This is a genomic window from Archangium sp. (assembly GCF_057119385.1).
The window spans coordinates 1-26,675 of sequence record NZ_DBNGVP010000131.1; the positions used below are offsets into that span (position 1 = coordinate 1).

Consider the following 26,675-nt stretch of genomic DNA (forward strand, 5'->3'; position numbering starts at 1 on the left):
GTGGTGCGGCCGGCCTTGGACTTCGTCCTGCACTGGAGCCGCTGGCGACGCCGCCATCAGGCCATCGCCAAACGCTGCCATTACCGACGCAGAGACCCTCGCGCCAAAGTCCCACTGTAGTACTAGGCGCATTTGAGATTCTCTGCGTTTAAAATCAGTTTCGGTAAGGACCATTCCAAGACTTCGCCCCAAGCGACCCCATTGAGAAAGGCGCCTTACCGAAACAGGAGCATCAGAGATTATCAAATCAGTCGTACAATAGCAGCTGCCATACCAGCCCAGTCAACGCGACCAGTTAGATGACACCACGAAATGCGCACGGCTCGGCGAACATCAGCGTCCGCGAATCCCATTGCCAACAACACATGGCTAAGCGTGTAAGACTGTGAAGTGCAGGCAGCCCCGTTAGAAACTGCTGAAATACCTTTCCACGCTAGCATCACAGCTTCCGAATCCACCCCCGGGAAGGATATATTCAGGACATGAGGCAAAGTGCGTTCCGTATCTCCGTGGATCGTAACATTTAGCGGTTTAAGCGAAGCCAAAGCCTCTTCACGCATTTTCAGAATCATGCGTTGCCGTCGCTCATTGTCGCACAGAGCTATTTCAGCAGCCAGTCCCAATCCAACAACAAGTGGCACAGCGACAGTTCCAGGGCGAAGCCCTCGCTCTTGCCCTCCACCCACCATCAAAGGGGTAAGCGGAACTCGCTCATAATCCCGACGCCGCATAAGGAGAGCGCCAACGCCTTTGGGGCCATAAATTTTGTGGCCACTGATACTTATTAAGTCAATTCTTGGGTTGCGTATCGCCTTGAACTCCTTGCCGAATCCCTGAGCAGCATCCGTGTGCAAATATGCTGGGTGATCCGTTAATACGCGACATATCTCATCCAGTGGTTGCAGGACTCCGGTCTCATTGTTCACGTGCATCACAGACACAAGCAGTGTGTCTGGGCGAAGTGCTGAACGGATTGCATCCGCGTCCACCCAGCCGCCCCCCGTAGGAGGAACGAGCGTAACCTCAAAGCCGCACTTGCGCAGTCGCTCAAGGGGTTCGAGTACAGCTTTGTGCTCGATCGCCGTGCTTACGATGTGCCGCCGCCCCGTTTTCTCACCGTGCGGCGCCAACCCGAGAATTGCCAGATTGTTGCTCTCGGTCGCTCCGCTGGTAAACAGGACTTCGTCCCGCTTCGCTCCAAGCACGGCTGCGACCTGCTCCCGGGCACGTTGGACCGCCTGCTGCGCCCGAATTCCGAAGTCGTGCGTCCGGCTGCCGGCATTGCCGAAATCCTCGGCCATGAACCGCAGCACTACGTCCCGGACCTCGGGCTCCATGGGGGTTGTCGCGTTGCAGTCGAGGTAGGCCGTCACCGCTGAGTCCTCCTTCAGGTGCGCCCAACTAGGTATACCCCCCGAAGTCAGTCGGCCAGGATCTTGATTTTTTCGCCCTGTTTGCTTTTTTGTTGACGTACAGGCGTCATCTTTCTTATTGACGCATGGGCGTCATCAAAGATACGCCACATGACTTCATGCGTCGTGCTCCTGGCCTATCTGATACGTCATCTTCCGGACGTCGGTCGCAATCTCCGGCCGCCTTTGGGTACGTATTCCCCGCCATCCGGGGAGTACAGGCCCACCGGGAGTTCTACGTCTCCATGTGCCCGCTGCGGCTCATCCCCCGCATCTTCCTCTTCAACGAGGACGAGCTGGTCCCAGAGCTGCGCGCACAGCGAGTCCTCAATAAGGGGCGCATCCCGGAAATGGCGCGCTACATCCTGGGGAACCGCGACTCCTACACGTTCTCGGCGCTCACCGCATCCATTGACGGAGACGTACGCTTCGAGCCCCTAGGCGAGACCGGCGACGCACAGAAGCTCGGTAGCCTCCAAGTGTCGATGCACGCGCGGTTCGTCATCAACGACGGGCAGCATCGCCGCGCCGCCATCGAGGCCGCCATCCGCGAGAACCCGGACCTGGCTGACGAGACCATCGCCGTCGTCTTCTTCCTCGACACTGGTCTCGAGCGCTGCCAGCAGATGTTCGCGGACCTCAATCGGCACGCCATCCGTCCATCGACTTCGCTGGGAGTGCTGTACGACCATCGAGAGGACGGCGCGAAGGTCGTCAAACACTCGGTGCTGAAGCTGCCTCTCTACCGTGACCTCACGGAGATGGAACGTAGCACCCTCTCTGCCCGCTCGCGGAAGCTGTTCACCCTGAGCGCATTGTACACGGCGACCCGAGCCCTCCTGGCCCGCTTGGAGGATCTCAGCGACGAGGAGCGCCGGGAATTGGCGACGGCCTTCTGGGATGAGACCGCGAAGCTGTTCCCCGAGTGGCAGCAAGTTCTGGAGCAGAAGCTGAGCGCCGCGGAAGTGCGTCGCGATCTGCTTCATACGCACGGAGTCGTCCTCCAAGCCCTCGGCCGTGTCGGCAATACGCTTCTGCGTGAGCAGCCACAAGCCTGGAAGAAGTCCCTGAAGAAGCTCTCGCGGCTCGATTGGTCGCGCTCGAACGCGAAGCTCTGGGAGGGCCGAGCCCTCGTGGGTGGCCGGGTATCGAAAGCCGGTACGCACGTCACCCTGACTACGAACCTCATCAAGGCCCACCTCGGACTCCTGCTGACTCCTGAAGAGCAGCGTATCGAGGACGCCTTGCTGCGAGGAGAACATGCAGCGAACTGATTCAAAGCGGGGCTCCGCCTTCGATGCCCTTGGCATGAAGCAGGTGATTGCCTCACTGGTCGAGGAGATCCAGGAACTCTATCTGGCAGACCAGGTTCCATGGGTGGTGGGCTACAGCGGAGGAAAGGATTCGACCGCGTGCCTCCAACTCGTCTGGATGGCGCTCGCCGGGCTTCCCGCAGAGAAGCGGACGAAGACCATCCACGTCATCAGCACCGATACCCTGGTGGAGAACCCGGTCGTTGCCGCCTGGGTGTCCCAATCGCTCGAGACGATGAAGAAGAGCGCGGCCAGTGCGGGCATGCCCATCGAGCCGCGCCGGCTCACCCCCGAGGTCACGGACACGTTCTGGGTCAACCTCATTGGCAAGGGGTACCCAGCGCCACGCCCTAAGTTCAGGTGGTGCACCTACCGGCTGAAGATCCGCCCTTCCAACGCGTTCATCAGCAACGTTGTCCGCAAGAGTGGCGAGGTCATCCTCGTGCTCGGCACGCGGAAAGCGGAAAGTGCCGCCCGGGCCCGCGCCATGGAGCGCCACGAGCGAAGGCGCGTGCGGGAACGCCTCAGTCCCAACGCCAACCTGCCCAACTCCCTCATCTACAGTCCCATCGAGGACTGGACGAACGATGACGTCTGGATGTTCCTGATGCAGTACCCCAATACCTGGGGTTACAAGAACAAGGACTTGCTGACCATGTACCAGGGGGCCTCCGCCGATGGAGAGTGCCCGCTCGTGGTCGACGACACGACTCCCAGTTGCGGAGACAGCCGCTTCGGCTGCTGGGTCTGCACGCTGGTGGAAAAAGACAAGTCGATGCAGGCCATGATCCAGAACGACGAGGAGAAGGAGTGGATGCTCCCGTTGTTGAAGCTGCGTGACGAACTGGATGTCACGGACGACAAGCACCTGCGCGACTTTCGCCGCATGAACGGTCTCGTTCAGCTCCATCACGGAAGGCCCATCCCCGGACCCTACACACAGTCCGCTCGTGAAAACTGGCTGTACCGTGTGCTCAAGGCCCAACGATGGGTGCGCAACAATGGCCCCGAGCACGTCCGCAGCATCGAGCTCATCTCGCTCCCCGAGATGCAGGAGATCCGACGCATCTGGGTGGTCGAAAAGCACGAGATCGAGGACAACCTTCCTCGTATCTACGCCCAGGCCATGGAGGAGCCCTACCCGGGTCCTGCTCTCGACGACAACCTGATCTTCAGCGCCGAGGACATGGAACTTCTACGCGAGGTCTGCGGGCAGGATCGCCTGCGCTTCGAGCTCGCACGCGAGCTGCTCGACATCGAGCGACGCCATCGCTCCATGTCAAGACGCACGGGTCTCTTCGATGCGTTGGAGGGTTCCATCAAGAAAGGCTTCTTCACGGATGCTGCCGATGCGACGAAGTACGCCGTCGCTCGGCAGGACGCACGAGAGAAGATCGACGAAATGCGTCAGACCCTGGAGCCGCAGCAGCTCGACTTGTTGTCCGGAGAGTCTTCGACGGACTCTCAGGACCAGGCCGTCTCATGATTCTCGACCAGCTCATCCTCCACAACTTCGGCATCTATCACGGGCGTCACGTCATCGAGTTGACGCCCACCTCGAAGAACAAGCCGATCATTCTCTTTGGCGGACTGAACGGCAGCGGTAAGACGACCCTGCTCGATGCCCTGAAGCTCGTTCTCTACGGAAAGCTCGCCGATTGCTCGAATCGCCGGGAACTCTCCTACGAGGAGTTCCTACGCCGTTGCATCCATCGCGCTATCGACCCACAGGATGGTGCGGCTCTTGAGCTACGGTTCCGCCACCGTGTCGATGGAGTCGAGCGCATCTTCCGAATTCACCGCGCCTGGTCCGCGAAAGGGCGGACGGTGCGTGAGCACCTCGAGGTGCTTTGCGATGGCAAACTGGATCCCGTCGCTACAGAGAATTGGACCGAGATGGTAGAGGAGTTCATCCCATCACGGCTCTCCGGATTCTTCTTCTTCGACGGCGAAAAGATCGAATCGCTCGCGGACCTGGAAGGCTCCGCGGATGTGCTGGCCACTGCGCTCCAGTCGCTGCTTGGACTCGACTTGGTTGATTTGCTCCAAACGGATTTGAAGGTGGTCGAGCGTCGCAACCGGGAAAAGCAACGCTCCCAAGAGGATCAGAACAAGCTCGCGGCTGCGAATACAGAGGTCGAGCAAATCAAGGAGCGCTACTCCGAGGCGGTCACAACCCGCGGGTCGAAACAGAACCAGGTCGATCGTCAGAAGAAACGCGTTCGCGACCTCGAAGAGAAGTTCCGCAGGGCAGGAGGCGAGCTCTATACCAAGCGCGCCGAGCATGAAGCAGCGCGTCAGACGACTGCTGACAGTCTCGAAAGAACCTACGATCGTCTCCGCGAGTTGTCTGAAAGTGCTGCGCCGCTGCTCCTGGTCAGGGAGCTACTCGACGAGGTGGCTGCCAGATCGGAATCCCCTGACTCCAAGTTGAAAGAAGAGCTGCTCACCGTCCTTTCCGAGCGGGACGAGAAGCTCCTGTCGGAAGCAAAGCGGGCCGGAACACCGTCCGCAGTACTGACCCGGCTCGCACGTTACCTGACTCAAGATCGGGAGAACCGTAAGCCTGTTCATTCCGAGGGACCAAGCCTTCGCCTCACGGACGAAGCCAACCGTGACCTGGCGAGCCTACGCGGCGCCCTTCTCTCCGAGGTCCAGGCGACCGGCACGGTGCTGCTGCGTGAAGTCGACTCTCTCCAACAGGAACTCACGCGGGCGGATCGTACGCTCGAGATGCTGCCCGATGAAGAAGCCATCGGTGACTTGGTCCGCCAGCTAGAGGAGGCCAGGAAAGCCCTCGCGAAAGCGGAAGCCGAGTTGCAGGTCGCCGCAGAAGAAGTCGAGCGCCTCCAGCTGGAACGCTCACGCAAGTGGGATGCCTATACCAAGCTGGTCGAGCACGAAGTGGATGATCGCTTCCGCCAAGAGGAAGCCAACCGCATCATCCAGCATGCACAAGGCGTCCGCTCGGCCATGGAGCAGTTCCGTAAAAAGGTGGCCGAGCGGCACGTGCGGCGCATCGAGCAACTCATCCTGGAAGGATTCAGCCACCTGATCCGCAAGGATTCGCTGGTGACTCGGCTGGCGATCGATCCATCGACGTACCACCTCTCGATGTTCGGCAGGGATGACCAGCCACTGCCTCCCGAGCGTCTTTCCGCTGGCGAACGGCAGCTGCTCGCGATCTCCATCATCTGGGGGCTCGCGCGTGCCGCCGGACGCCCCCTTCCTGTCGTCATCGATACTCCGTTGGGGCGGCTCGACTCTGTACACCGCAGCCATCTCGTCGAGCGTTACTTCCCCTTCGCCAGCCATCAGGTGATCCTGCTCTCCACGGATCAGGAGATCGATGAATCAGGCCTCGAACGCTTGAAGTCCTCCGTGTGTCTCTCCTACCGGCTGGCTTATGACGGTCAGGAGCAGTCCTCTCGCGTGGAAAAAGGTTACTTCTGGGGGTAGGGCGTACATGGTGATCGAGCACATCAAGCTGTCCCAGCAGGCGAAGGAACAGCTCATCAAGCTCAAGCGCGTCACGGGCATCATGCACTGGAACGTTCTGTGCCGGTGGGCGTTCTGCACGTCGCTTGCCGAGCCCACACCGCCGCATTCCATCCGGATTCCGGCGGACAGTTCGGTGGAGATGACGTGGAAGACATTCGGAGGTGAGCACGCAGAGATATACGAGGCCCTTCTGCGGGCTCGTTGTCTTCGTGATGGTCTGGAGCTCTCCGACGAAGTTCTCGCGGACCAGTTCCGACTGCACCTTCACCGGGGCATCGGGTACCTGTTCGCCGACAAGAAGATGCGCGATGTCGCCGACTTGTTCCGGCGCATTCCTGGACTCTCGCCGTGAGCGAGGCTGCACCGGGCTTCGCGCGTCACCGGACTGCACTCGCGCGAACGGACCTGTCTCGTCCAGCCCGTCTGGCGCTGAATGACGGCGTCATTACGCAGAGCACCCGCGTCCTCGATTACGGATGCGGGCGAGGAGGGGACATCCGGCGCCTGCGCGAGCAAGGCATTGATTGCGATGGGTGGGACCCCGCCCACCGTCCTGATGGACCTCGAAACCAGGCGGATGTCGTCAATCTCGGGTACGTCGTGAACGTCATCGAGGATGTGGCGGAGCGAGCCGAGGTACTCCGTACCGCCTGGTCGCTGGCCACGAAGGTCCTCGTCGTAGCAGCCCGACTCGAAGTGGAGGCCCATCAGATCATCGGTGGCTGCCACCAGGACGGGTTCGTGACTCGCCTGGGAACATTCCAGAAGCTCTACCACCAAGATGAGCTCCGCCGCTGGATTGACGGCACTCTGGAAGTAGCGAGCGTGCCCGCGGGTCCTGGCGTCTTCTACATCTTCCGAGACGAGGCTGCCCGGCAGACATTCCTCGCATCCCGGTATCGACGGCTCGGTGCGGCCCCTCGCGTCCGTCGCTCCGACGAACTCTTCGAGCGCCACAAGGACATCTTGCAACCGCTGCTCGATTTCCTTGGCCACCAGGGTCGACTGCCGCAACAGGAAGAACTGAGCGGCGCCCAGGCCATCTGCGAAGCGTTCGGCTCGATTCAACGCGCGTTCCGCGTCGTCCGCGCTGTCGTGGACGAGGCTCAGTGGGAGGACGTGCAGCAACAACGCACGGAGGACCTCCTCATCTACCTTGCACTCTCACGGTTCAGCCGGCGCCCTCGGCTCACCGAGCTTTCTGCCCCGCTCCAGCTCGACATGCGGGCGTTCTTCACCTCGTACAAGGCGGCCTGCGAACTGGCGGATGCTTTGCTGTTCTCAGCAGGTCACATGCCCAGTGTGGACCGGCTCTGCCAGCAATCGAAGATCGGCAAGCAAACCCCCTCGGCGCTCTACGTACACGTATCAGCCCTCGACAAGCTGGCCCCAGTGCTCAGAATCTACGAGGGATGCGCACGTGCCTTCATCGGTGCCGTCGAGAGCGCGAACGTCATCAAACTGCACCGCGGCAGCCCTCAAGTCTCCTACCTCTCGTATCCGGGCTTCGATACCGATCCACATCCCCGCCTGGATTCCTCGTTGCTCGTCGCACTCCAGACGTTCCGCATCGAGGTGCGGCACTTCAGCAACTCGAAAAACCCGCCCATCCTTCACCGCAAAGAAGAATTCGTCGCGGAAGCGTACCCTCAGCATGCGAAGTTCGCCCGGCTCACAGCCCAGGAGGAGCGTCATGGGTTGTATGAGTCCCCAGAGCGGATCGGCACACAGGCTGGATGGGAGCAGGTCCTTCAGGAACGCGGAGTGAGCCTCCGAGGGCATCGCGTCGTGTTGAGCAGGGGCTGAGCCTAGCCCGGTCTTGTGGCTCTCCCGTACTTCGTGGTTCAGACGTGCCTTCGTTCCGAGCCGCCGTCCCGGTCCTACTCCGCCGAGCGCACCGGTGTGAACAAGTCACGCGTGGGCGGACCGGGGTGCTCGCGGAGGTACGCCGTCACGGACTCGGGAACCGCGGCTCCCATGAGGGTGAGGTAACGCTGGATGAGGAGCACTCGGGACCGCTCGAAGAGTTCGCCGTCGCCGGGCACCTGCCAGGGCGTGGGGATGAGCTCTTGCGCAACCCCTCGCGCGAACGCGGCGTCCCCCGCGTCCCCCACCGCCTTCAACCACTCGTAGTCCTGCATCCCCAGGCGGATGAGCTTGAGCCGCATGGACGGCAGGGGCACGCCCGTGCTCCCCCCAATGGCGGAGACCGTCCCCGGATAGAAGAGCGTCCCGTCACCAAAACCTCCAAAGGCGTTCTGGTTCGTCCACGCCGTGGAGAGCATCTGCGCCACCTGATAGTAGAGCTCTCCCGTCGCGCCCACCTGGAAGGAGATCCACTCCAGTGCGCGCGCGCTCGAGGACGGACGGTCCACCATGTACGAGGGCCAATCCCCCCCTGGCGCGGCGCCGCCACAGCCGTGGGTCACACAGCTCTGGTAGACCCACAGCTCCCGCTCCCTCCGGCCGAGGAAGGCCTCGTAGCGAGAGATCGCCCCGGCCCCCACGCGTTGCTCCGGCATCGTGTAGAGCCAGATGACCGTCACCGTGGCGATGTCGATGAGCTCGCTCAACCCTTGCCGCTCCAACTCCTGAAGGGAGGAGATGGTGAGCACCGTGCGCAACCGCGGCTCCGCCTGCCGTGACAGCCTGGCACGGGCCCGCACCTCGTCGAACGAGATGCCATAGGGGGGCTCGTCGCCCGGAAAGCTCAAGGCACGGGGCAACCAGCCGCGCGCTCCCGCCTGGACTCCGAAGTCCGCGAGCGCCTCGGCAGTGAAATCGCCCAGATACTCCACGCTCGTCATCCGCGCTCCCGGCAGACGCAGGGGCGCGAGGCCCTCGACGTACGGGCCCCACCAGGTGTCGAAGGTGGCCCAGTCCGGACGATCCTGGGGATCGAACCGGCTGGAGAGCGTGATGCGGTGCTCGAGCCCCAGCTTCAGGAAGTCCGACGACAACCGGAGCTGCTCCTCCCGGGAGCACTCCCGCTGCCCGGTGAAGGCCATGCACAGGCTGGGAGTCCAGACGGAGAAGCTCGTCCGCAACGACGACGTGCTCGGCATCACCCAGTCCACCACGGTGAGGGACACCTCCACCCGCGCGAAGGACCCGCCGCCCACCACCTCGACCGAGCCGTGGTAGTCGCCCGGGGGTGCGCCCATGGGCACGTGCACGTCCACCCAGAGGGCACGCGACTCGTGCGCGGGCACGTCCAGGGGGAAGGCCAGACGCTTCTCGCCCACCGTCTCGTCGGTGTCTGGCACCAGTCCGTCTGGCCACGCCCCCACCTCCACGCCCGACAGCGACTGGTGGGCGACGGGCACCAGCGTCTCCCGGTAGAGGACGAGGTCCCCCCCCTCGATGCGGCCGGGGCCCTCCAACGCGGAGAGGCGTGCGCTCACCCCAGGCCAGCCCCAGTCCCCTCCGTGCAGTCCCACCTGGAAGGAGACGAACTCGTTGCGCGCGGCGAACAGCTGCACGCGCGAGCCGTCACCCGGTGGCGTCTGGGGCCGCACCTTCTCCATGGCACCCAACCCCCAGGCCGAGGGACCGGAGCCCGCCCTGGCGGGCATGCCGAGAACCAGCGCCAACACACCGACGACCCACACGAGAGCGCTCATGGTGTGTTCACCATGGGAATGAGTCCCGCCCCCGTCGTCCTGTCCTCCGGTGTCGGGTGAACAGAATGGGCGCGGAGGAAGGGGCAACCGCGGTGCTGGCCGTCCCCGCTCCAGGCAGCCCCTGGCACGTGCCCCCGGGTCCAGGTTGCCTTCGGGCTCGGGGCAAAAACACTACCCACTCCGACAGGATCCCTTACTCGAAGGTGGAGAGCGCTCCTCTGGGAGAAGTGACCGGGGACTTCCGGCGGTGGAGTTGCACCGGAGCTGGTGCCCGACAACCCGGCCCCCGCCACACCGCCCGGACGAGACCGGGAACACCACGGTGGGTGCTGGTGCAACGGGGACCGGTCCTCGCCTCCGGGCCTTCACCGCCCATGCCGCATCACTTCCCGCAGGTGTTCGGCCACTCCGATCAAGATGGCCGCTGCTCCCCGGCGGTTGAGTGGTGAGGTGGCCAGCTTCTTTCCCCTGGTACTCCAGGTCCGAGCCGAGCAGCAGACGGTCAGCTCCGCTCCTCGGTGGGGGGCGGTTGTTCCCCCCCTGCTTGTTGGGCTCGACGGGAGGGCTTTTCTCCAACGGAGGGATGGGCTCCGTTCCCGCTGCTGGACGGGGTTGCTCGGTGTCCTTCTGCTTGGACGGAGACGGCCTCGACATCGCGCTCCAGTCCCAGGCCCGCAGAACCACGTCATCCTTGTCCGCCTCCTCCTGGGCGGTGGCGTTGTGCGGCGTCATCAGGTGCGCCGGGTTCTCCTCGCCTCGAAGTACACGGCCGAGCTGATGCAGCCTGTTCTCCACCAGCAGCAGGATGGCGCTGATGATGACGGGCGCGCTGTGCGTCCGAGCCGGGTCGGGCACCGCGCCCATGGCGACGCTGTCCGCGATCCAATGGGCGCCCTCGATGGCGTAACGAATTTCCCCCAGCTCGGCCGAGAGGCCGATGTGTTCCATCTGCGTTCCTCCTCGGGTGGATTGGATGAAGGCGCACTAGCCGACCAGCCAGGACGTCAGCGGGGATGACCGCCATGAGCCTTATCCCGAGGAGCACGCGGCTTTGACGGGCCACGACTACGGAGATGCCGGGCCGCGCGAAGTTGGTGGGCGAGAACACCATCAGGCCCGAGGAGCAAGGACGAGTGGCCATGAAGGTGGAACTGTTCCATCCGGGAGCTATGCCGTGAATACCCACGGGGCAGCCCTGGTGGGCTCCAGGTGTGAGCCGCTGACGAGGCTGCCCCCCCTTCTGGAGCAGGTGTCACATCCCGGTCGCGGCATGTGCGATCAGGATCTACATCCGCATATCCGATGGCGCACGCGCTACGACACTCGCCTGCAAGGCGTCGTAAATTGTCGGTTGCATGCGGTACGCTCCTTCTGGGAGAACCCGCCGCCCGCCATGTCCAGCGACCCCAGTGACTTGAAGGTGTTCGCCGCTCCCGTTTTCCGAGGGGGACGATTCGACGACCACGCCATCCCGGTCGACGTGCTGCCGCAGTTCCTGGCCTACAAGAACTTGGTGCGGGACCTCGCGATGGCCCTCTTCCGGAAGAGGAACAACCGGATCCGCGTCCCCGCCCACTTCGAGGACGCGTTCCAACTTAAGTTGCAGAACGTCGAGAAGGACTGCGCCGTGCCGGTGTTTGCACGTGCGGAGGCGCAGTTCGCTGGCGTGACGATCGACCCCTTGGATGCTGGGCAGGCGGGCGACTACTATGACGAGGCCCGGGATATTATCTCGGATACAATCCACGCCCTGGCCACTCAGCAGGCGTTGCCCGACGACTTCCCCGAGGAATTTCTCGAGGACCTGCTCGCCCTCGGCAAGTACCTCCAGGACGATGAGTCGCTCGAATTCCGCGGCCCATCCCGGGCAGCAGGCCCCAGTACGACGCCATGGTGCGCGTGCTCATTGAGTCCCGCCTGGCACAGCCCTCCTATCGGAAGCTCGCGGAACTGAGCGAAACCGTCGTTGGCTTCGACTGGGATACCGGGCGCTTCCGCCTCCGCACTCTCGATGGTTACTACGTGGTCGGGAGTCACACTGCCAGTACTGCGGGCGCCTTGGCGAAGGCCATCAACGAGAAGAACTTCTCCAGGGTGCGTGTTTTAGGGGAGGTCACCTTTACTCACGACCACATTCCGCAGAAGATCAACGATATCCGCGAAGCGCGCGGTTGGTCTGGAAGCAACGAGGCGAGCGTGCGCCAGGTTGAGGAACGCATCAAGGAACTCCAAACCCTGAAACCAGGGTGGCTCGACAACGAGCATGGCCGCGCGCTACCTGAGGAAGGGTTGTCGTGGCTGGAGGGGTTGCTGATCGGCCTGATGGTTGAGCGCTACCTACCCAAGCCGCGCCTCTATGCTACTCCCGACGGCGAGGTAGAAGCCGAATGGTCGTTCGGCACCTGGGAAGTCAGCGCGACCATCGACCTTGAAAAGAAGAGCGCGTGGATGCACGCGGCGAATGTGGAGACGCTTGAAGACGCGGAGGAAACGCTGGACCTCGGAACGCGGACGGGAGTGGGAAGCCTCGTCGCATTCTTGATGCAGTACGGCACGTTCGGCTCGGAGGTGGCCTGATGTCCGTACTGAAGGAGGAACTGGTGCCGTCCGGCGAACACTTGTACCGCCAAGTGAGCCCAAGTAGTGCATGGCTGAACGACGGCCGAGTGACGAGTGTCGCGTTCAGTCCATGGCCCAAGGACGAAGGGCTCCTCTCGGTGTCATGCGGTTCGCGCACGAGCGCCGAGCAGAGCTACGAGCACTACACGAAGACGCTCGGCTTCCCCTCGGCGGGAGTGTGGGCCGTCACGACCCAGGAAGTTGCGGATGTTGGCATGAAGTCTTACTGGTCGCCTGTCGAGCCGCCCCACCCGCATCCAGATCCCGCGCATGGATCCATCGACTTTCGAGGGCTCGACCAGAAAGCCGTGAAGACGCGCAGCAAAGCGCTCGCGGCGAAGGCGCACAATCGCGGTCGGCGTCATCCGCCGATTGATCAAGCACAGCCGGCAGTGCCACCGCCAACTGCGGCACCCGCTTCGACTGACCAGTCAGCGACTCAAAAGTAGCGTCCGTAGCCGCCATTCCGGGCATCGTGGGGCGATGGGCTTGCCCCGGTAGCACCTACGATCACTCTGGTCGGCTCGTAGGTCCTGTCGGGGCAAGCCGCCTGCGTGCCTCTCTCAAGTAGCCGTCTCCCGGCCTCCCACACGTCGGCGGACACAGCGGTACGCAGGGGCTCGCCGCTCTTGGTCTGCGGACACCCCAACACGCCCGCGACACCCTCGGCATCGCCCCGGTACGGCTCCACGCTTCCCATCTTGGCGAAGCGCACCAGTTCCGTGACGTGCCAGCCGGTGCCCGCCTGCACATCCATCCCGTCACGCCAGTAGGGAGCCAGGTGCTCCCGGGCCAGGAGGTAGTGCTCTCGGGGAATCACCTTGTCCCGCTTCCACTGCTCGGGCCTCGCCTGGGGCACCACCAACGTCTGGAACGTCGGGTCCTCGTTCACCGAGAGCAGGTGCTTCTCCTTGCGCAGCCAGGAGTAGAGGCTCTTGAGCACCGCGATCCGGTGGGGGACGTTTCCGGCTGTCTTCAACGCGGGCTTGATGTGGTCCACGAGGCTGAGCTTCCGCAGGTCGAGCCCCTTGAGCTGGTCCGCCCACCACGCGAGGTAACGCTGCTGCTTCTCCAGCCACTCGCGTGAGTTCTTCTTCGTGTCCCGGCTCCACAGCAGGAACTCTTCCGCGAGCGGCGCATCCAGGTAGATCGGCTGCTCGTGCGGCAGGCCCGCCGGGTTGTAGTTCTCCGGGTCGGTCTCGAACCGCTTGAGCTGCTCCATGGCCGCACGGAGCGTGCTGGCCCGGGTGCTGACCTTGTAGCTCCGCCCGTTGATCATGCGGCGGATCACGTAGACCTTCCGGCCCTTCGAATCGTGGCGGACGAACCCGCCCTCCCACGTCTCCGCGTAGTCCTGGCTCTTGCTCGTGCCCTCGCCCATGTCCTCGACCTCCATTGGGGAGAACGTGCGGGGGCTTGCCCGTATTTTGCCCATGAGCTTCGCGGGTAAAAAGAAAGGGCGTCGAACCGAAGTCCGACGCCCTGAGAACTCTTTGCTTTGTGTGCCCAGGGGCGGAATCGAACCACCGACACGGGGATTTTCAGTCCCCTGCTCTACCAACTGAGCTACCTGGGCGTGCTGCTCAACCGCGCGAAGTACGGGCGATTTACGGGGACTCGGCCCTCCCGTCAAGCGGGTTCTTCAACTCCCCTCCACTTCTCCCCCTTCCCCTCTCCCGCTCGCACGCCCGGCCTCCGTCCCTCCTTCTCCCACGCACCGCCCGTGCGTTTTCCCGTTAGATCCTCCCCTGTCCTCCTGGAGGCCCCTCGCGTGAGCTGGCTCAACTACCACCACCTCCTCTACTTCTGGACCGTCGCCCGCGCCGGCTCCATCGCCAAGGCCAGCCAGGAGCTCCGCCTCGCCCAACCCACCATCAGCGCCCAGCTCAAGCTCCTCGAGGAGTCGCTCGGCCACAAGCTCTTCGAGCGGCAGGGCCGCCGCCTCGTCCTCACCGACGTCGGCCGCACCGTCCTGCGCTACGCCGAGGACATCTTCCGCCTCGGCAACGAGCTCAAGAACGTCGTCAACGGCCTCCCCTCCGGCCAGCACCTCCGCTTCTCCGTCGGCGTCACCGATGTCGTCCCCAAGCTCGTCGCCGAGCGGCTCCTCCAGCCCGCCTTCGACGTCTCCCCCGACATCCACATCACCTGCAAGGAAGGCCCCCTCCCCCAACTCCTCGCCTCCCTCGCCCTCCACGAGCTCGACGCCGTCATCGCCGACGCCCCCTCCTCCGAGCCCGTCAGCATCCGCGCCTTCAACCACCTGCTCGGCAAGTGCGGCGTCTCCTTCTTCGCCGCCCCCAGGCTCGCCCACCTCGCCAAGGGTTTTCCCCGCTCGCTCGACGCCGCCCCCATGCTCCTGCCCTCGGACTCCTCCTCCGTCCGCCGCTCGCTCGAGCTCTGGTTCGACTCCCAGGGCATCCACCCCGTCATCGTCGGCGACTTCGACGACAGCGCCCTCATCAAGGCCTTCGGCCAGCGCGGCCACGGCGTCTTCGCCATCCCCTCCGTCATCGAGGACGAGGTCTCCCGCCAGTTCAACGTCTCCGTCATCGGCCGCACCGATGACATCGAGACCTGCTTCTACGCCATCTCCGTCGAGCGCCGGCTGCGCCATCCCGCCGTCGTCGCCATCGCCGAGACCGCTCGCTCACGGTTGTTCGGGTAGGGGCTCCGGGGGGGAACCCGGGATGCGTGGCACCCTCACCCCGTCCCTCTCCCGGAGGGCGAGGGGAGATTGAACAGAGTGGGGGGTGCTGGTTCACGGGGAACGGTGCACCTCGCGGCCGTCCACCACCGTGGCCACCACCTTCGCGTCCACCAGGGCCTTCGCCTCGTCCGACACCGGGTCCACCGACAGCACCGTGAAGTCCGCGTCCATCCCCTCCACCAGACGCCCCCTCCGCTCCTCCGCGAACGACGCCCACGCCGGCCCCACCGTGAAGCCCTCCAGCGCTTCCTGTCCCGTCAGCCGCTCCTGCCGCTGCCACCCTCCCTCCGGCTTCCCCGCCGCGTCCTGACGCGTCCTCGCCGCGTACAGCCCCGCCAGCACGTCCGGGTTCTCGATGGGGAAGTCACTCCCCAACGCCAGCACCGCCCCCGCCTCCTTCAGGCTCTTCCACGCGTACGCCCCCTTCAGCCGCTCCGCCCCCAGCCTCGCCTCCGCCCACCCCATGTCGCTCGTCGCGTGCGCCGGCTGCACGCTCGCCACCAGCCCCGCTTCCCCCAGCTTCCGGATGTCCTCGGGCCTCAATATCTGCGCGTGCTCCACCCGGTGCCTCAGCGGCTTCGTCCCCGTCGCCGCCGACGCGCGGATCAGCGTGTCCACCACCAGCGTGTTCGCCCGGTCTCCAATCGCGTGCACGCACACCTGGAAGCCCCGCTCCATGAAGGCCCACGTCCTCCTCGCCAGTTCCTCCGGCTCCATCAGCAACAGCCCCGTCTCCCCCGGCGCGTCACTGTAGGCCTCGTGCAGCGCCGCCCCTCGCGAGCCCAGCGCCCCGTCCAGCAGGAACTTCACCGCCTTCATCTCCAGCATCCGCCCCCCGTACGTCCCCAGCTCCAGGTACGTGTGCCGGTCCTCCCCCTGCCCGTCCGCCATCGCGTACACCCGCACCGGCAGCCGCCCCGCCATGTCCCACGCCTGCAGCTTCCGGAACGTCCGCAGGTCCATCCCCGCGTCGTGCACCCCCGTCAGCCCCACCTGCGCGCAGCGCTCCAGCGCCGCCGAGAGTCTCGCCTCCAGCTGCTCGTCCGTCGGCGGCGGCACCCCCTTCACCACCAGGTCCATCGCGTTGTCCACCAGCACCCCCGTCGGCTCCCCCTTCTCGTCCCGGAGGATCCGCCCTCCCGCCGGGTCCGGCGTCTCGCGCGAGATTCCCGCTCGCCTCAGCGCCTCCCCGTTCACCCACGCCGCGTGGTGGTCCACCCGCGTCAGGTACACCGGCGTCCGCGGGAAGCGCGCGTCCAGCTCGCTCCTCCCGGGGAAGCGCTGGCCCGGCCACCCGTTCTGGTCCCAGCCCTTTCCCACCAGCCAGTCGCCCTGGAAGCTCGTCGCCGGGGCCTCCGCCAGGCGCCGCACCACCTCGTCCACCGATCGTGCGCCCTCGAGTCGCGCCACCGTCAGGCTCCGGCCCAGCCCCGCGATGTGCGCGTGCGCGTCCACCAGCCCCGGCACCATCACCGCGTCGCCATAGTCGACGACCCGCGCTCCCTCCCCCGCCGCCTTCAGCACCTCCTCCTTCGTCCCCACCGCCACCAGCCGCCCCCGCCGCACCGCCAGCGCCCGAGCCTCCGGCTTCCGCTCGTCCAGCGTCCGGATCCGCCGTGCCACGTAGACTGTCGTCTCCACTCGCGCTCCCTCGGGCGCCCTCCGGGCGCACCCCTGCCCCAGTGCCAGCACCAGTGCCCCCATCAGGCACATCCGCGCCGCACTCCGGGCTCTCGTTCCTGCTCCGTGTTGGGATGAACGTCCCCGCATCGACGGCGCCACTGTGCGCCAGCCGCTCGCCCCTGTCACCGTCCCCGTGGGACCCGGGGAGCTCTCGTGGGCTCGACCCGGGGTTCTCGATACCCTCACCCCCGGCCCCTCTCCCGGAGGGCGAGGGAGAGGAGCCACGGTGGGCTCCTCTTCACGAGGGCGACCTCGGCGGCTTGGGGCTACGGAGGCGTTCCTCCGTCCGTGTCCGTCGGGATGTTGAGCGGACCCGAGGGCCCCGGCGGCTCCGCCGGCACCAGCTGCGAGTCCTCCTTCTGCGCCGGATCCTGGATCGGCATCGCGTTCTCCGTTCCCGGGGGCTGTGTCGTCCGGCAGGCCAGCAGGGAAACGACCACTCCTATCGTGATGAGCAGGGCATGGCGCATGCGTCCTCCTGAAAGCATCCCCCTCCCACCGTAGGGAGCCCCTCCCTCCTCCGCAATGCGCTCCCTCGCCGCTCCGTCCTCCATCGGATGCACGCGCCCCGGGGGCGCTCAGTACGGCGACGCCGAGAGGACCCCATTGTTCACGCTGCGCAGGTAGTAGCCGCTCGTGGGCCACGTCCACAGGTTGAACTGCCCGCCGGCATCCACCCGCCAGATGCGGTAGTCCGTGTAGCTCAGCGCCACTCCCGGCTCGCACCTCTCCGGCGCGTGCGTGCCCTGGACGAAGTACGCCGGGCCCGCGCCCATCACCGTCGCCAGGCCGTTCCTGTCCACCACCACCGACGTCCCCTCGTTGATGCCCAGCCCCATCACCGTGGCGTCGTACCCGTCGCGGATCCGCCGCGCCACGAAGGCCATCAGCCGCCCCATCCGGTCCCGCTGCCCGAAGTGCGTGTCCACGATGACCTCGTCCATCTGCGGCCACAGGAAGAAGTCCTTCGAGAACGTCATGTACCGGTTGTAGGGGTTGGCCAGCGCCTCATCCGAGTACACGCTGCCACTGCACGCGTTGTAGATGTGCTCCCCCTGCACCATGGCCCCCGCGCTGGTGCCGCCCACCGTGCCGCCGCGCGCCCACACCGCGTCCACCGCGCGCTGCAGCCGCGTTCCGCTGTAGTACGTGATGTAGTCGCACTGGTCCCCGCCCGCGAAGAACACCACCTCCGCGTTGCGCACCGCCGTCTCCACCTCGAGCGTGTTCGCGTCGTTGTAGCTCGGCACCACCAGCGTCTCCACCGAGTCCACCCCGTTCATCGCGGCGACGGGCGCGTTGTAGCCATTGGTGCCCGTGGCGCGGATGACGACCACGTCCACCTTCGTCGCGCACGTGGTGCACCCGCGCGCCTGATCGATCATCCACTGGATGGCCGGATCCACGTCCGGACCGCCACCGCCCAGGTTCAGCGCCGGGCCGTACAGCGTCGGATTCACGTCCGCCGCGTTGCCCGTCAGGTACCGCGTCACCTTCGCCTCCGCTCCCGTCCCCACCAGCACCGCCGCCGTCACCAGCGCTCCACACGCCACACGCAAATCCTTGAACATCATGGATAGCCTCCACTCCGAGTGAGGCGCGGTTCTTAGGTGACGGCGTCGCGAAGGGTCAATCCTCGGGCCCCGCGCCTCGCGTCATGCCATCGTCATTCCATCGTCATTCCAGTGCCGTTGCGCGGGCCGCCGTCTCCACGGCGGCGCGCGGCGTGGACGGCTCCTCCATGGCTGTGCCAAGAGGCGCTCCGCACCGTCACCAGTGACGGGGAGGGGTTCATGCACAATCCAGGTTCATTGGCGCGAGCACATCGCGCCGTGCTGCTGCTCGTGTGGCTCGCGGCACTGCCCGCGCTCGCCCAGGGCACGTCGGTCATCACCGGCACGGTGATGGACGCGGAGACGAAGAAGCCACTGGCGGACGCGGTCGTCACCGCCACCTCACCCAACCTGCAGGGCGAGAAGGTGGCCCTCACGGATGAGTCGGGCCTCTACCGGCTGCCGCAACTGCCGCCGGGCACGTACACGTTGCGGCTGGAGCGCGAGGGCTACCAGCCCTTCGCCCGCGAGGACGTCCAGCTGCGGCTGGAGACCACCCTGCGCGTCAACGTGATGCTGCTGCCCGAGGGGCTCCAGTCCACCATCGACGTGGTGGCGCAGGCGCCCACGGTGGACGTGGGCTCCACCACCACGGGTGTCAACGTGAGCGCCGACTTCGCCCGCCGCATCGCCCTGTCCGCGCCGGGCAGCAAGGGCTCGGCGTCGCGCTCCTTCGAGTCGCTGGCCGAGGTGGCCCCCGGCGTCCAGGCCGACACCTACGGCATGTCCATCAATGGCACCAGCTCGCCGGAGAACGGCTTCGTCATCGACGGGCTGAGCGTGGGAGATCCCGCCTTCGGCCTGCTCGGCACGCAGCTGAGCGTGGAGTTCGTGCAGGAGGTCAACGTCATCAGCGGTGGCTTCATGCCCGAGTATGGCCGGGCCACCGGCGGCGTGATGAACGTGGTGACGAAGTCCGGCTCCAACCAGTTCCACGGCTCCGTCTTCGGCACGCTGGCGCCGGGCGGGCTGTACGCCGGCCGCATGAGCACGCTGCGCGAGGGCGCCATCGGCACGGACGTGCGCATGTGGAACCAGGGGGACGTGGGCTTCGAGCTCGGCGGTCCCATCCTCCAGGACAAGCTGTGGTTCTTCGTGGGCGCCGCCACCGCCGCCAACCGCCAGCGCCTGGAGCGCAGCCTCTACACCGTCGACTTCGACGCCGCCGGCAACGAGACGAACGCCACCCCCATCGCCAACACCCGGCGTGACTGGTTCGCGGATCAGCGCTCGTACCAGTACATCGGCAAGCTCACCTACAACCTCAACGCGGACCACGCGCTGTCGCTCTCCGTCATGGGCACGCCCTACGAGTCGGGCGGCAAGGGCCGCTTCGGCTTCGACCCCGAGGACGGCCGCGTGGAGACGCGCAGCCTCACCGGCAGCTTCGACGCCCTGGCGCACCGCTACACCAACGACTCGCGCGACGTGGCCCTCAAGCTCAACTCGTCCTTCCTGGACAAGCGGCTGCTGCTGGACGCGAGCCTCGGCTGGCACCACCAGAGCAACACCTTCCTCGCCTCGGACGGCAGCGAGCTGGGCGGGAGCACCGGCTTGGCCGGCGTCCCCCGCTTCAACTACCGCCGCGCCAACCCCCACTCCATCAGCGAGTTCGAGGCGCTGGAGGACCCCACGGTGTGCGACCCGGCCACGCCCGGCGGCACCACGCGCTGCCCGGCCTATACGTACGCCTACGCCGGCCCCGGCCGCCTCAATGACGACGTGCTGGACCGCTACCAGGCCAAGGTGGTGGGCACCTACCTGATGGAGGCGCTCGGCCACCACGTGATGAAGGCGGGCCTGGACCTGGACTACGTGACGGCCACCGGCCGCGTGGCCTTCTCCGGAATGGGCACGTACCGCGAGGACCGCCGGGGCCGCTTCTGGCAGCTCCACCGCTCCATGGGCTACATGCTCGGCCCCGACGAGCCGAAGATCCTCCCGCTGTGGAACACCGCCTCCTCGTCCAACGGGATTGGCGCCTTCGTGCAGGACAGCTGGAGCGTGCTGGACAAGGTGTCGCTCAACGTGGGCCTGCGCTACGACATGCAGACGCTCTACGGCGGAGACGGGCGCCTGGCCGTGGCCCTGCCCAACCAGTTCTCCCCGCGCATCGGCGTGGTGTACGACTTCACCCAGCAGGGCCGCTCCAAGCTGTTCGCCAACTACGCGCGCTACTACCAGAACACCGTCATGGAGATGGTGAACGCGCAGTTCCCCGGCGAGCGCCGCCTCCAGTCCTTCTACCGCGCGGCCCGCGGCACCACGCCCGGGTGTGATCCGCTCCGCCAGGAGGCCCCCTACGCCGAGTGCAGGGACCCGGGCAACCTGCAGACGCTCTACGACCGGGGCTACAGCAACGAGCAGGACCCCAACGCGAAGTGGCTCCCCATCCGCGGCGACAACGTGCCCGTGGATCCGAGGCTGGAGGCCCAGTCGTCGGACGAGTTCGTCGTCGGCGGCGAGTACCAGCTCTTCGACGACGCCCGGGCCGGCCTCACGTACACGCGCCGGTACATGAACGCCGTCATCGAGGACATGAGCAACGACCAGGCCACCACCTTCTTCCTGGGCAACCCGGGCCAGGGCATCGCCTCGTCGTTCCCACGGGCCGTGCGCGACTACGACGCCGTCACCGTCTTCCTCGACAAGCGCTTCTCCAACCAGTGGCTGGGCCAGATTTCGTACACCTGGTCCTCGCTGCGCGGGAACTACACCGGCATGTTCCGTCCGGAGAGCGGCCAGCTCGCGCCCAACATCACCTCGGACTTCGACCTGGCCTCGCTGCTGCAGAACCGCCTGGGCCCGCTGCCCAGCGACCGCGCCCACGCCATCAAGGCCTACGGCGCGCGCGAGTTCCTGCTTCCCGGCAAGGTGCTGCTGGACGTGGGCCTCACCTACCGGGGGCAGTCGGGCACGCCGCTGAGCGTGCTGGGCTCGCATGACCTGTACGGCGACGGCCAGGTGTACCTGCTCGAGCGCGGCGCCGCCGGCCGGCTGCCGTGGGTGCACAACATCGACGCCCGCGTGGGCGTGGGCTACCCCGTGGCCCGGGGCGTGGTGGCCACCCTCAGCGCCGACGTCTTCAACGTCTTCAACTTCCAGCAGGAGGTGGCCCGGGACCAGAACTACACGTTCGACGTGGTGGACCCCCTCGTCAACAGCCGCGACCTGGCCGCCCTGGAGGGACTCGACGTCAAGCGCAACCCCAACTACGGCAAGACGACGGCCTACCAGGCGCCCCGCAGCATCCGCGTCTCCGCCAAGCTGAGCTTCTGAGCACTCCGGGAAACCCCATGAGACCGAACATGAAGAGCCCCCTTCTGGGATGTGCCGTCCTCCTGTCACTGAGCGGCTGTGCCTTCGAGCAGCCCCCCGTGCGCTGCATCGTCGGCCGCGGCGGCCACGCCGTGCGCTACGTGCTCAAGGAGGGCAGCGGCGCCTGCGCCTCGAAGAAGCCGGAGATCGTCGGCGTGCAGAAGTACAACCCGCCCGGCGCGCAGACGCAGACGGTGGCGCTCCAACCGGACGCCCTGTTCCGGCTGGTGGGCGAGGACGCGGACGAGAGCCACTCGCCCATCTCCCTGGGCTCGCTGCGCGAGGACATGCCCGGCCAGGACGGCTTCTGCCGCGTGCAGGACGTGTCCGAGGGCCGCCAGCAGGTGACGGAGGAGCCGGGCGTGGACGTGCGCTACGCGTGGAGCGACGTGCGCTTCCACGTGAGCGCCGCCGCGCCGGGCACGCAGTGGCTCGCCACGGTGCGCTACACCGAGGGCACCTGCTCGGCCACCTACGAGGCCATTGGCGTCTTCCCCGCCGTCTCCTGCCACGTGCGCAACGACGACGGAGACCTCGAGTACAACGAGGACGGCACGCCGAAGACGGATGCCCGGCTGTGCCGCGAGCCCGACTACGACACCCTGCTCGCCCTGGACGAGTCGTTCCCCGTCCGGTGCGACGAGGCCAGCGCCCTGTGCGTGCTGGACTCGGACAGCGTGCCCGCCTTCAAGCGCGGCAACTGAGGCACGCCGGAGGAAGGACGAGGGGGCTCAGGGCCTGGAGCGGCCCGCCCGCACCAGGAAGGCGCACAGGCCCACCACCAGCGCCAGCGCGGCGAGGCTGCCCGCCCCCGCCTCCAGCAGGGGGAGCTTCGGCCGCGCATAGCCGAAGCCGCCCACCAGCACCGCCACCGCCAGCCCCGCGAGCCCCTCGCCCGCCACCAGGCCCGAGGCCGCCAGCACGCCGGGGCCTCCCTCCGCGTCCTCCTCCGTCTTCCGGCTCCAGCCGTCCGCGAGCCGCCGCGCCACGCCTCCCACGAAGATGGGCGCCATCGCCGCCAGCGGCAGGTACACGCCGATGGCGAAGCCCAGCCCGTTCACCCCCGCCAGCATCGCACCCACCGACAGCCCCGCGCCCGCCAGCACCAGGTCCTTGGGCAGCGAGCCCGACATCAGCCCCTCGATGATCGTCTTCATCAACGTGGCCTGGGGCGCCGGCAGCTCCTGCGAGCCGAACCCGTACGCCTTGCCCAGGAAGAGCAGCGTCGCCGCCACCGCCCAGCACGCCGTCGCCGCGCCGATGTACTGGCCCACCTGCTGCACCGCGGGCGTGGCCCCCACGAGCTGCCCCGTCTTCAAGTCCTGCGAGATGTCTCCCGCCTTGGACGCGGCGATGGCCACCACCGTGCCCACCATCAGCACCGCCGCCTTCATGCCCGGGCCCGTCCACCCCAGCAGCGTGAACACCCCGCCAATGCACAGCAGCGTCACCAGCGTGATGCCCGACGTGGGCTGCGACGACACACCCACCAGCCCCACGATGCGCGAGGCCACCGCCACGAACGCCACACCCAGCACGCCCACGCCCACCGCGCACACCACCCGCTGCACCAGGCTCAGCTCGCCGCCCAGCAGCCCCGGCACCACCACCAGCGCGCCCACCACCCCCACCAGCACCACCCCCACCACCCTGCCCGGGATGTCCCGCTCCGTCCGGCCCCCGGCCTCGTCCGCGGACTCCCCGCGCGAGCCCCGCCACCCGCTCGCCACCGCCAGGAAGGCCCCCGCCATGGACGGCAGCGCCTTCACCACCGTGGCGATGCCCGCCGCCGCCACCGCGCCCGCGCCGATGTAGCGCACGTACCGGCTCCAGATGGTGCCCGCGTCCATCTGCGACACCAGCTTCGTGGCCTCCGGCGCCAGCGGCACCGTCAGCGCCCCTCCCACGTGGGTGATGAGCGGAATGAGCACCAGCGAGGAGATGACGCTGCCCGACACCACGATGGCCGACTGCCGGAAGCCCAGGATGTAGCCCACCGCGATGAGCGCCGGGGCGATCTCCATCGCCAGCTCCGCGTTGCGCAGCCCCGGCAGCGCCAGGCCCACTTCCCCCGGCACCAGCCGCAGCAGCTCCAGCACCAGCTTCACCCCCGCGCCCAGCAGCAGGCCCCGGAAGATCCACGTCCCCGCGGACGTGCTCGCGCGCTCGCCCGTGGTGGCGTGGAGCACCTCCGCGCACGCCCGGCCCTCCGGGTACGGCAGCTCCTTCGCCGAGCGCACCAGCAGCAGGCGCCGCAACGGAATCATCGCCGAGATGCCCAGCAGGCCGCCCAGCAGCGCCAGCCCGGCGATCTGCCAGTACGACGGCACCAGCCCCCACAGGAAGAGCGCCGGCAGCGTGAAGATGGAGCCCGTGGCCAGCGCCGTCGACGCCGAGCCGATCGTCTGCGCCAGGTTCGCCTCCTGGATGGAGGCCCGGCCGCCCAGGGCGCGGAAGAGCGCCACCGTCATCACCGCCACCGGAATGGAGGTGGCCACCGTCATGCCCACCCGCAGGCCCAGGTAGGCGTTGGCCGCGCCGAACATCGCCCCGAACACCACGCCCGCCACCACCGCGCGCCGCGTGAGCTCCACGGGCGCCAGGGAGGAATCGGCCACGGGCACCGCGACCGGTGCCGCGGGCGTGGGCTCGTGGGAAGGAGCCGGAGAACCGCTCGCCGGAGAACCACTCATGGAGACACCGTCCGTTGCGGAAGATTGAAGCGCTGGCCATCCACCAGCACGTGCTGCACCAACCCCGAGACCGACAGGCGGTTGTCCGCCGTCCGCGTCACCCGCGCCTTCGCGGCGTCGTACAGCACCACCCACCCCTGCCCCACCACCTCCAGCGTCCCGTCCGGCTTCACCCACGCCGCCGTCGCCTCGTCGATTCCCACCCCCAGCAGCTCCGGGTGCTCCGCCACCAGGTTCACCAGCCGCCCCTGCCGCTTCCTCGCCATGAAGTGCGAGTCCACGATCGTCCCCGGCCACAGCCCGATGCCTCGCGTCGTCACGATGTTCGACGCGCGCAGCACCGTCTCGTCCCCCTCCCCCACGAACATCACCTCGCTCTGGCACGCCGCTCCCGCGCTCGTCCCCGCCACCACGCCTCCGCGCGCCAGCAGCTCCCGCAGCGCCTGCAACACCGGCGTGTCCACCAGCCGCTGCGCAATCCGGTTCTGGTCCCCTCCACCGAAGAAGACGCCACCCGCGCCCTTCACCGCCTCCACCACCTCGGGCTTCAGCGCGTCCCGGCGCTCGTCGAGGTGCACCACCCGCACCTCCTTCGCCCCCACCGCCTCGAGCTGCTTCTTCAGCTCCTCTCCCGACGGGCGGCTCTCCTCGCTCGCCATCGGGAACACCACCACCGGCCGCTCCGCCCCTCCCGCCAGCTCCACGAAGCGCTTCAGCACCTCCGGCGGCTTGAAGCCTCCCCCGATCAACAGCAGGTGCCCACCTCGCACCGGAGCCGGCGCCGGCGCCTCGGCGGGCTCGCGCCTCGAGGGCTCTCCGTCGCGCGCCAGCGCCGCCGCGCAGCCCGTCAGCGACAGCCCCAGCAGCAGCGCCACCGCCATCCGCACCCGCGCCACGCTCCGGCTCACGCGCGCTCCCCCTCGCCGAGGTACCGGCTCAGCCCCACCACGTTCATGGCCGCGCGCCGCGCCAGCGAGTCCACCACCAGGTACTCGTTCTCCGTGTGGAAGCCACCCCCCTCGGGCCCCACTCCGTCCAGGCAGAGGGCCCCCATCCGGGACACGTGGTTCATGTCCCCCACCCCCGCCGTGGCCACGCCCTGGATGTTCATCCCCAGGTCCCTCGCCGCCCCCACGTAGGCCTCCAGCACCGCCTTCGTGCGCGCCGACTCCGCCATGGGCGGCGCCTCCAGGCTCCCCTCGAAGCGCACCGGCGCCCCCGCCTCCGCCCCCACCCGCTCGGCGATGCGCCCCAGCTCCTCCAACACCGCCTCCCCCACCGCCAGCTCCGTGAAACGCCACTCCAGCTCGCACTCGGCGTGGTCCGGAATCATGTTCAGCGCCACCGGCCCCACCGCCACCTTCCCGCCCGGCGACACCGTCAGCCCGGGGAAGCGCGCCTCCAGCGCCTCGGCCGCCACCACCGCCCTCGCCATCGACGTGAAGGCGTTCACCCCCGTGTCGTGCGCGATGCCCGCGTGCCCCGACTTCCCCGTCGCGATGAAGCGCCCCGCCCCCAGCCCCTTGCGCGCCACCACCAGCCCTCCGCACGGCCTCGCCGCCTCGAAGCACAGCGCCAGGTCCACCCCCTCCGCCGCCTTCCTCAGCGCCGCCATCCCCGTCGGCGAGCCCAGCTCCTCGTCCGTGTTCAGCAAGAAGCGCCAGTGGGCCAGCCCCAGCGCCCCCAGCCCCTTAAACAGCTCGAGCGTCAGCAGCCCCGTCACGATGCCGCCCTTCATGTCCGAGACGCCCGGCCCCCTCCACCGCTCCGCGCTCCGCTCCACCAGCTTCTGGAAGCCGTGCTCCTTCGGGAACACCGTGTCCAGGTGGAAGCTCATCAGCACCGTGGGCCGCCCCCGCTCCGGCTCCGGCGAGCACGCCAGCAGGTGCCTCCGGAAAGGGGCACTCCCCGCCTCGCGCGGCTCCGGCATGGGGATTTCGAGCACCTGCGTCTCCAGGCCCAGCGCGCGCAGCCTCGGCTCCAGGAGCGACAGGCACGCCGCCACCCCCTCCGCGTTCTCCGCGTGGCTGTTGGTCTCCACCAGCGACGCCAGCAACTCGAGCGTCTCGGGCATCCGGCGCCGGGCCTCGGCGAGCACTTCTTCGGGATTCAGTGGGTTTCGGGACACGGCGGCGCGGTGTAGCACAGGATCGCCCCCGTACACCCTCACCCCCCGCCCTCTCCTCCGCC

At 67.0% G+C, this 26,675-nt stretch carries 20 protein-coding genes and 1 tRNA gene; 11 read left to right on the top strand and 10 right to left on the bottom strand.

Annotated elements, in window-relative coordinates; genetic code table 11:
* Positions 1-242: 242 nt before the first annotated feature.
* Positions 243-1,373, bottom strand: a complete 1,131-nt coding sequence (dndA, locus tag AC16DP_RS31865) for a cysteine desulfurase DndA (RefSeq protein ID WP_329727866.1) — start codon at positions 1,371-1,373, stop codon at positions 243-245.
* A 158-nt stretch (positions 1,374-1,531) separates the two neighbouring features.
* Here dndA and dndB point away from each other — a divergent pair, with 158 nt between their 5' ends.
* From dndB to AC16DP_RS31890, 5 genes are read left to right on the top strand one after another with little or no spacing between them, the layout of a single operon-like run.
* Positions 1,532-2,686 carry a DNA sulfur modification protein DndB gene (gene dndB / locus AC16DP_RS31870; protein ID WP_329727932.1) on the top strand — a complete coding sequence of 385 codons (1,155 nt, stop codon included), beginning with the start codon at positions 1,532-1,534 and terminating at the stop codon, positions 2,684-2,686.
* Positions 2,673-4,211, top strand: a complete 1,539-nt coding sequence (gene dndC / locus AC16DP_RS31875; RefSeq protein WP_329727867.1) for a DNA phosphorothioation system sulfurtransferase DndC — start codon at positions 2,673-2,675, stop codon at positions 4,209-4,211. The genes dndB and dndC overlap by 14 nt, the downstream gene beginning before the upstream one ends.
* Positions 4,208-6,184, top strand: coding sequence for a DNA sulfur modification protein DndD (gene dndD, locus AC16DP_RS31880; protein ID WP_329727868.1), 1,977 nt, complete (start codon positions 4,208-4,210; stop codon positions 6,182-6,184). Before dndC ends, dndD begins: the two co-directional genes overlap by 4 nt.
* Before the next feature lie 7 nt (positions 6,185-6,191).
* On the top strand, positions 6,192-6,578 hold the full coding sequence (dndE, locus tag AC16DP_RS31885; protein ID WP_329727869.1) for a DNA sulfur modification protein DndE: 387 nt from the start codon (positions 6,192-6,194) through the stop codon (positions 6,576-6,578).
* Positions 6,575-8,032, top strand: a complete 1,458-nt coding sequence (locus AC16DP_RS31890; RefSeq protein WP_329727870.1) for a DNA phosphorothioation-associated putative methyltransferase — start codon at positions 6,575-6,577, stop codon at positions 8,030-8,032. The genes dndE and AC16DP_RS31890 overlap by 4 nt, the downstream gene beginning before the upstream one ends.
* 74 nt (positions 8,033-8,106) lie before the next feature.
* On the opposite strand, the gene AC16DP_RS31895 is transcribed toward AC16DP_RS31890, so the two are convergent.
* Positions 8,107-9,849 carry a DUF4091 domain-containing protein gene (locus AC16DP_RS31895; RefSeq protein ID WP_329727871.1) on the bottom strand — a complete coding sequence of 581 codons (1,743 nt, stop codon included), beginning with the start codon at positions 9,847-9,849 and terminating at the stop codon, positions 8,107-8,109.
* 1,393 nt (positions 9,850-11,242) lie between these two features.
* Between AC16DP_RS31895 and AC16DP_RS31900 the strand changes: the two genes are divergently transcribed.
* From AC16DP_RS31900 to AC16DP_RS31910, 3 genes are read left to right on the top strand one after another with little or no spacing between them, the layout of a single operon-like run.
* Positions 11,243-11,803: a hypothetical protein gene (locus AC16DP_RS31900; RefSeq protein WP_329727872.1), complete on the top strand. Its 561-nt coding sequence runs from the start codon at positions 11,243-11,245 to the stop codon at positions 11,801-11,803.
* Positions 11,740-12,426 carry a hypothetical protein gene (locus tag AC16DP_RS31905; protein WP_329727873.1) on the top strand — a complete coding sequence of 229 codons (687 nt, stop codon included), beginning with the start codon at positions 11,740-11,742 and terminating at the stop codon, positions 12,424-12,426. The genes AC16DP_RS31900 and AC16DP_RS31905 overlap by 64 nt, the downstream gene beginning before the upstream one ends.
* Entirely contained in the window at positions 12,426-12,917 is a 492-nt protein-coding gene (locus tag AC16DP_RS31910) for a hypothetical protein (protein WP_329727874.1), read from the top strand. The genes AC16DP_RS31905 and AC16DP_RS31910 overlap by 1 nt, the downstream gene beginning before the upstream one ends.
* On the opposite strand, the gene AC16DP_RS31915 is transcribed toward AC16DP_RS31910, so the two are convergent.
* On the bottom strand, positions 12,908-13,849 hold the full coding sequence (locus AC16DP_RS31915) for a hypothetical protein (protein ID WP_329727875.1): 942 nt from the start codon (positions 13,847-13,849) through the stop codon (positions 12,908-12,910). The genes AC16DP_RS31910 and AC16DP_RS31915 overlap by 10 nt on opposite strands.
* A 122-nt stretch (positions 13,850-13,971) precedes the next feature.
* Positions 13,972-14,044, bottom strand: a tRNA-Phe gene (locus tag AC16DP_RS31920).
* Positions 14,045-14,239: 195 nt separating this feature from the next.
* Between AC16DP_RS31920 and nhaR the strand changes: the two genes are divergently transcribed.
* A complete protein-coding gene (gene nhaR, locus AC16DP_RS31925; protein WP_329727876.1) occupies positions 14,240-15,136 on the top strand; it encodes a transcriptional activator NhaR in 897 nt (298 codons plus the stop codon).
* A gap of 93 nt (positions 15,137-15,229) precedes the next feature.
* Here nhaR and AC16DP_RS31930 read toward each other — a convergent pair whose 3' ends face one another.
* The 3 genes from AC16DP_RS31930 to AC16DP_RS31940 form a co-directional block, all read right to left on the bottom strand.
* Entirely contained in the window at positions 15,230-16,819 is a 1,590-nt protein-coding gene (locus tag AC16DP_RS31930; RefSeq protein ID WP_329727877.1) for an amidohydrolase, read from the bottom strand.
* 308 nt (positions 16,820-17,127) lie between these two features.
* Entirely contained in the window at positions 17,128-17,331 is a 204-nt protein-coding gene (locus tag AC16DP_RS31935) for a hypothetical protein (RefSeq protein WP_329727878.1), read from the bottom strand.
* A 108-nt stretch (positions 17,332-17,439) separates the two neighbouring features.
* On the bottom strand, positions 17,440-18,435 hold the full coding sequence (locus AC16DP_RS31940) for a cyanophycinase (protein WP_329727879.1): 996 nt from the start codon (positions 18,433-18,435) through the stop codon (positions 17,440-17,442).
* A gap of 219 nt (positions 18,436-18,654) precedes the next feature.
* Here AC16DP_RS31940 and AC16DP_RS31945 point away from each other — a divergent pair, with 219 nt between their 5' ends.
* Positions 18,655-21,753 (top strand): TonB-dependent receptor, encoded by a 3,099-nt coding sequence (locus AC16DP_RS31945; protein ID WP_329727880.1) that lies wholly within the window; start codon positions 18,655-18,657, stop codon positions 21,751-21,753.
* A 29-nt stretch (positions 21,754-21,782) separates the two neighbouring features.
* Entirely contained in the window at positions 21,783-22,496 is a 714-nt protein-coding gene (locus AC16DP_RS31950; protein ID WP_329727881.1) for a hypothetical protein, read from the top strand.
* 27 nt (positions 22,497-22,523) lie between these two features.
* Here the strand turns inward: AC16DP_RS31950 and AC16DP_RS31955 are convergent, their stop codons facing one another.
* Genes AC16DP_RS31955 through AC16DP_RS31965 form a run of 3 tightly spaced genes read right to left on the bottom strand, consistent with a single transcriptional unit; the run spans position 22,524 to position 26,613 of the window.
* On the bottom strand, positions 22,524-24,485 hold the full coding sequence (locus AC16DP_RS31955; RefSeq protein WP_329727882.1) for an OPT family oligopeptide transporter: 1,962 nt from the start codon (positions 24,483-24,485) through the stop codon (positions 22,524-22,526).
* On the bottom strand, positions 24,482-25,393 hold the full coding sequence (locus AC16DP_RS31960; RefSeq protein ID WP_329727883.1) for a cyanophycinase: 912 nt from the start codon (positions 25,391-25,393) through the stop codon (positions 24,482-24,484). The genes AC16DP_RS31955 and AC16DP_RS31960 overlap by 4 nt, the downstream gene beginning before the upstream one ends.
* Positions 25,390-26,613, bottom strand: a complete 1,224-nt coding sequence (locus AC16DP_RS31965; protein WP_329727884.1) for a M20/M25/M40 family metallo-hydrolase — start codon at positions 26,611-26,613, stop codon at positions 25,390-25,392. The genes AC16DP_RS31960 and AC16DP_RS31965 overlap by 4 nt, the downstream gene beginning before the upstream one ends.
* Positions 26,614-26,675: the final 62 nt, after the last annotated feature.

What these genes read in the sequence shown, in the direction of transcription:
- dndB (WP_329727932.1), top strand. Translation starts at nt 1,532, where the DNA reads ATGCGTCGTGCTCCTGGCCTATCTGATACGTCATCTTCCGGACGTCGG.
- dndC (WP_329727867.1), top strand. Translation starts at nt 2,673, where the DNA reads ATGCAGCGAACTGATTCAAAGCGGGGCTCCGCCTTCGATGCCCTTGGC.
- dndD (WP_329727868.1), top strand. Translation starts at nt 4,208, where the DNA reads ATGATTCTCGACCAGCTCATCCTCCACAACTTCGGCATCTATCACGGG.
- dndE (WP_329727869.1), top strand. Translation starts at nt 6,192, where the DNA reads ATGGTGATCGAGCACATCAAGCTGTCCCAGCAGGCGAAGGAACAGCTC.
- AC16DP_RS31895 (WP_329727871.1), bottom strand. Translation starts at nt 9,849, where the DNA reads ATGAGCGCTCTCGTGTGGGTCGTCGGTGTGTTGGCGCTGGTTCTCGGC.
- AC16DP_RS31900 (WP_329727872.1), top strand. Translation starts at nt 11,243, where the DNA reads ATGTCCAGCGACCCCAGTGACTTGAAGGTGTTCGCCGCTCCCGTTTTC.
- AC16DP_RS31905 (WP_329727873.1), top strand. Translation starts at nt 11,740, where the DNA reads ATGGTGCGCGTGCTCATTGAGTCCCGCCTGGCACAGCCCTCCTATCGG.
- AC16DP_RS31910 (WP_329727874.1), top strand. Translation starts at nt 12,426, where the DNA reads ATGTCCGTACTGAAGGAGGAACTGGTGCCGTCCGGCGAACACTTGTAC.
- AC16DP_RS31915 (WP_329727875.1), bottom strand. Translation starts at nt 13,849, where the DNA reads ATGGGCGAGGGCACGAGCAAGAGCCAGGACTACGCGGAGACGTGGGAG.
- AC16DP_RS31935 (WP_329727878.1), bottom strand. Translation starts at nt 17,331, where the DNA reads ATGCGCCATGCCCTGCTCATCACGATAGGAGTGGTCGTTTCCCTGCTG.
- AC16DP_RS31940 (WP_329727879.1), bottom strand. Translation starts at nt 18,435, where the DNA reads ATGATGTTCAAGGATTTGCGTGTGGCGTGTGGAGCGCTGGTGACGGCG.
- AC16DP_RS31945 (WP_329727880.1), top strand. Translation starts at nt 18,655, where the DNA reads ATGCACAATCCAGGTTCATTGGCGCGAGCACATCGCGCCGTGCTGCTG.
- AC16DP_RS31950 (WP_329727881.1), top strand. Translation starts at nt 21,783, where the DNA reads ATGAAGAGCCCCCTTCTGGGATGTGCCGTCCTCCTGTCACTGAGCGGC.
- AC16DP_RS31955 (WP_329727882.1), bottom strand. Translation starts at nt 24,485, where the DNA reads ATGAGTGGTTCTCCGGCGAGCGGTTCTCCGGCTCCTTCCCACGAGCCC.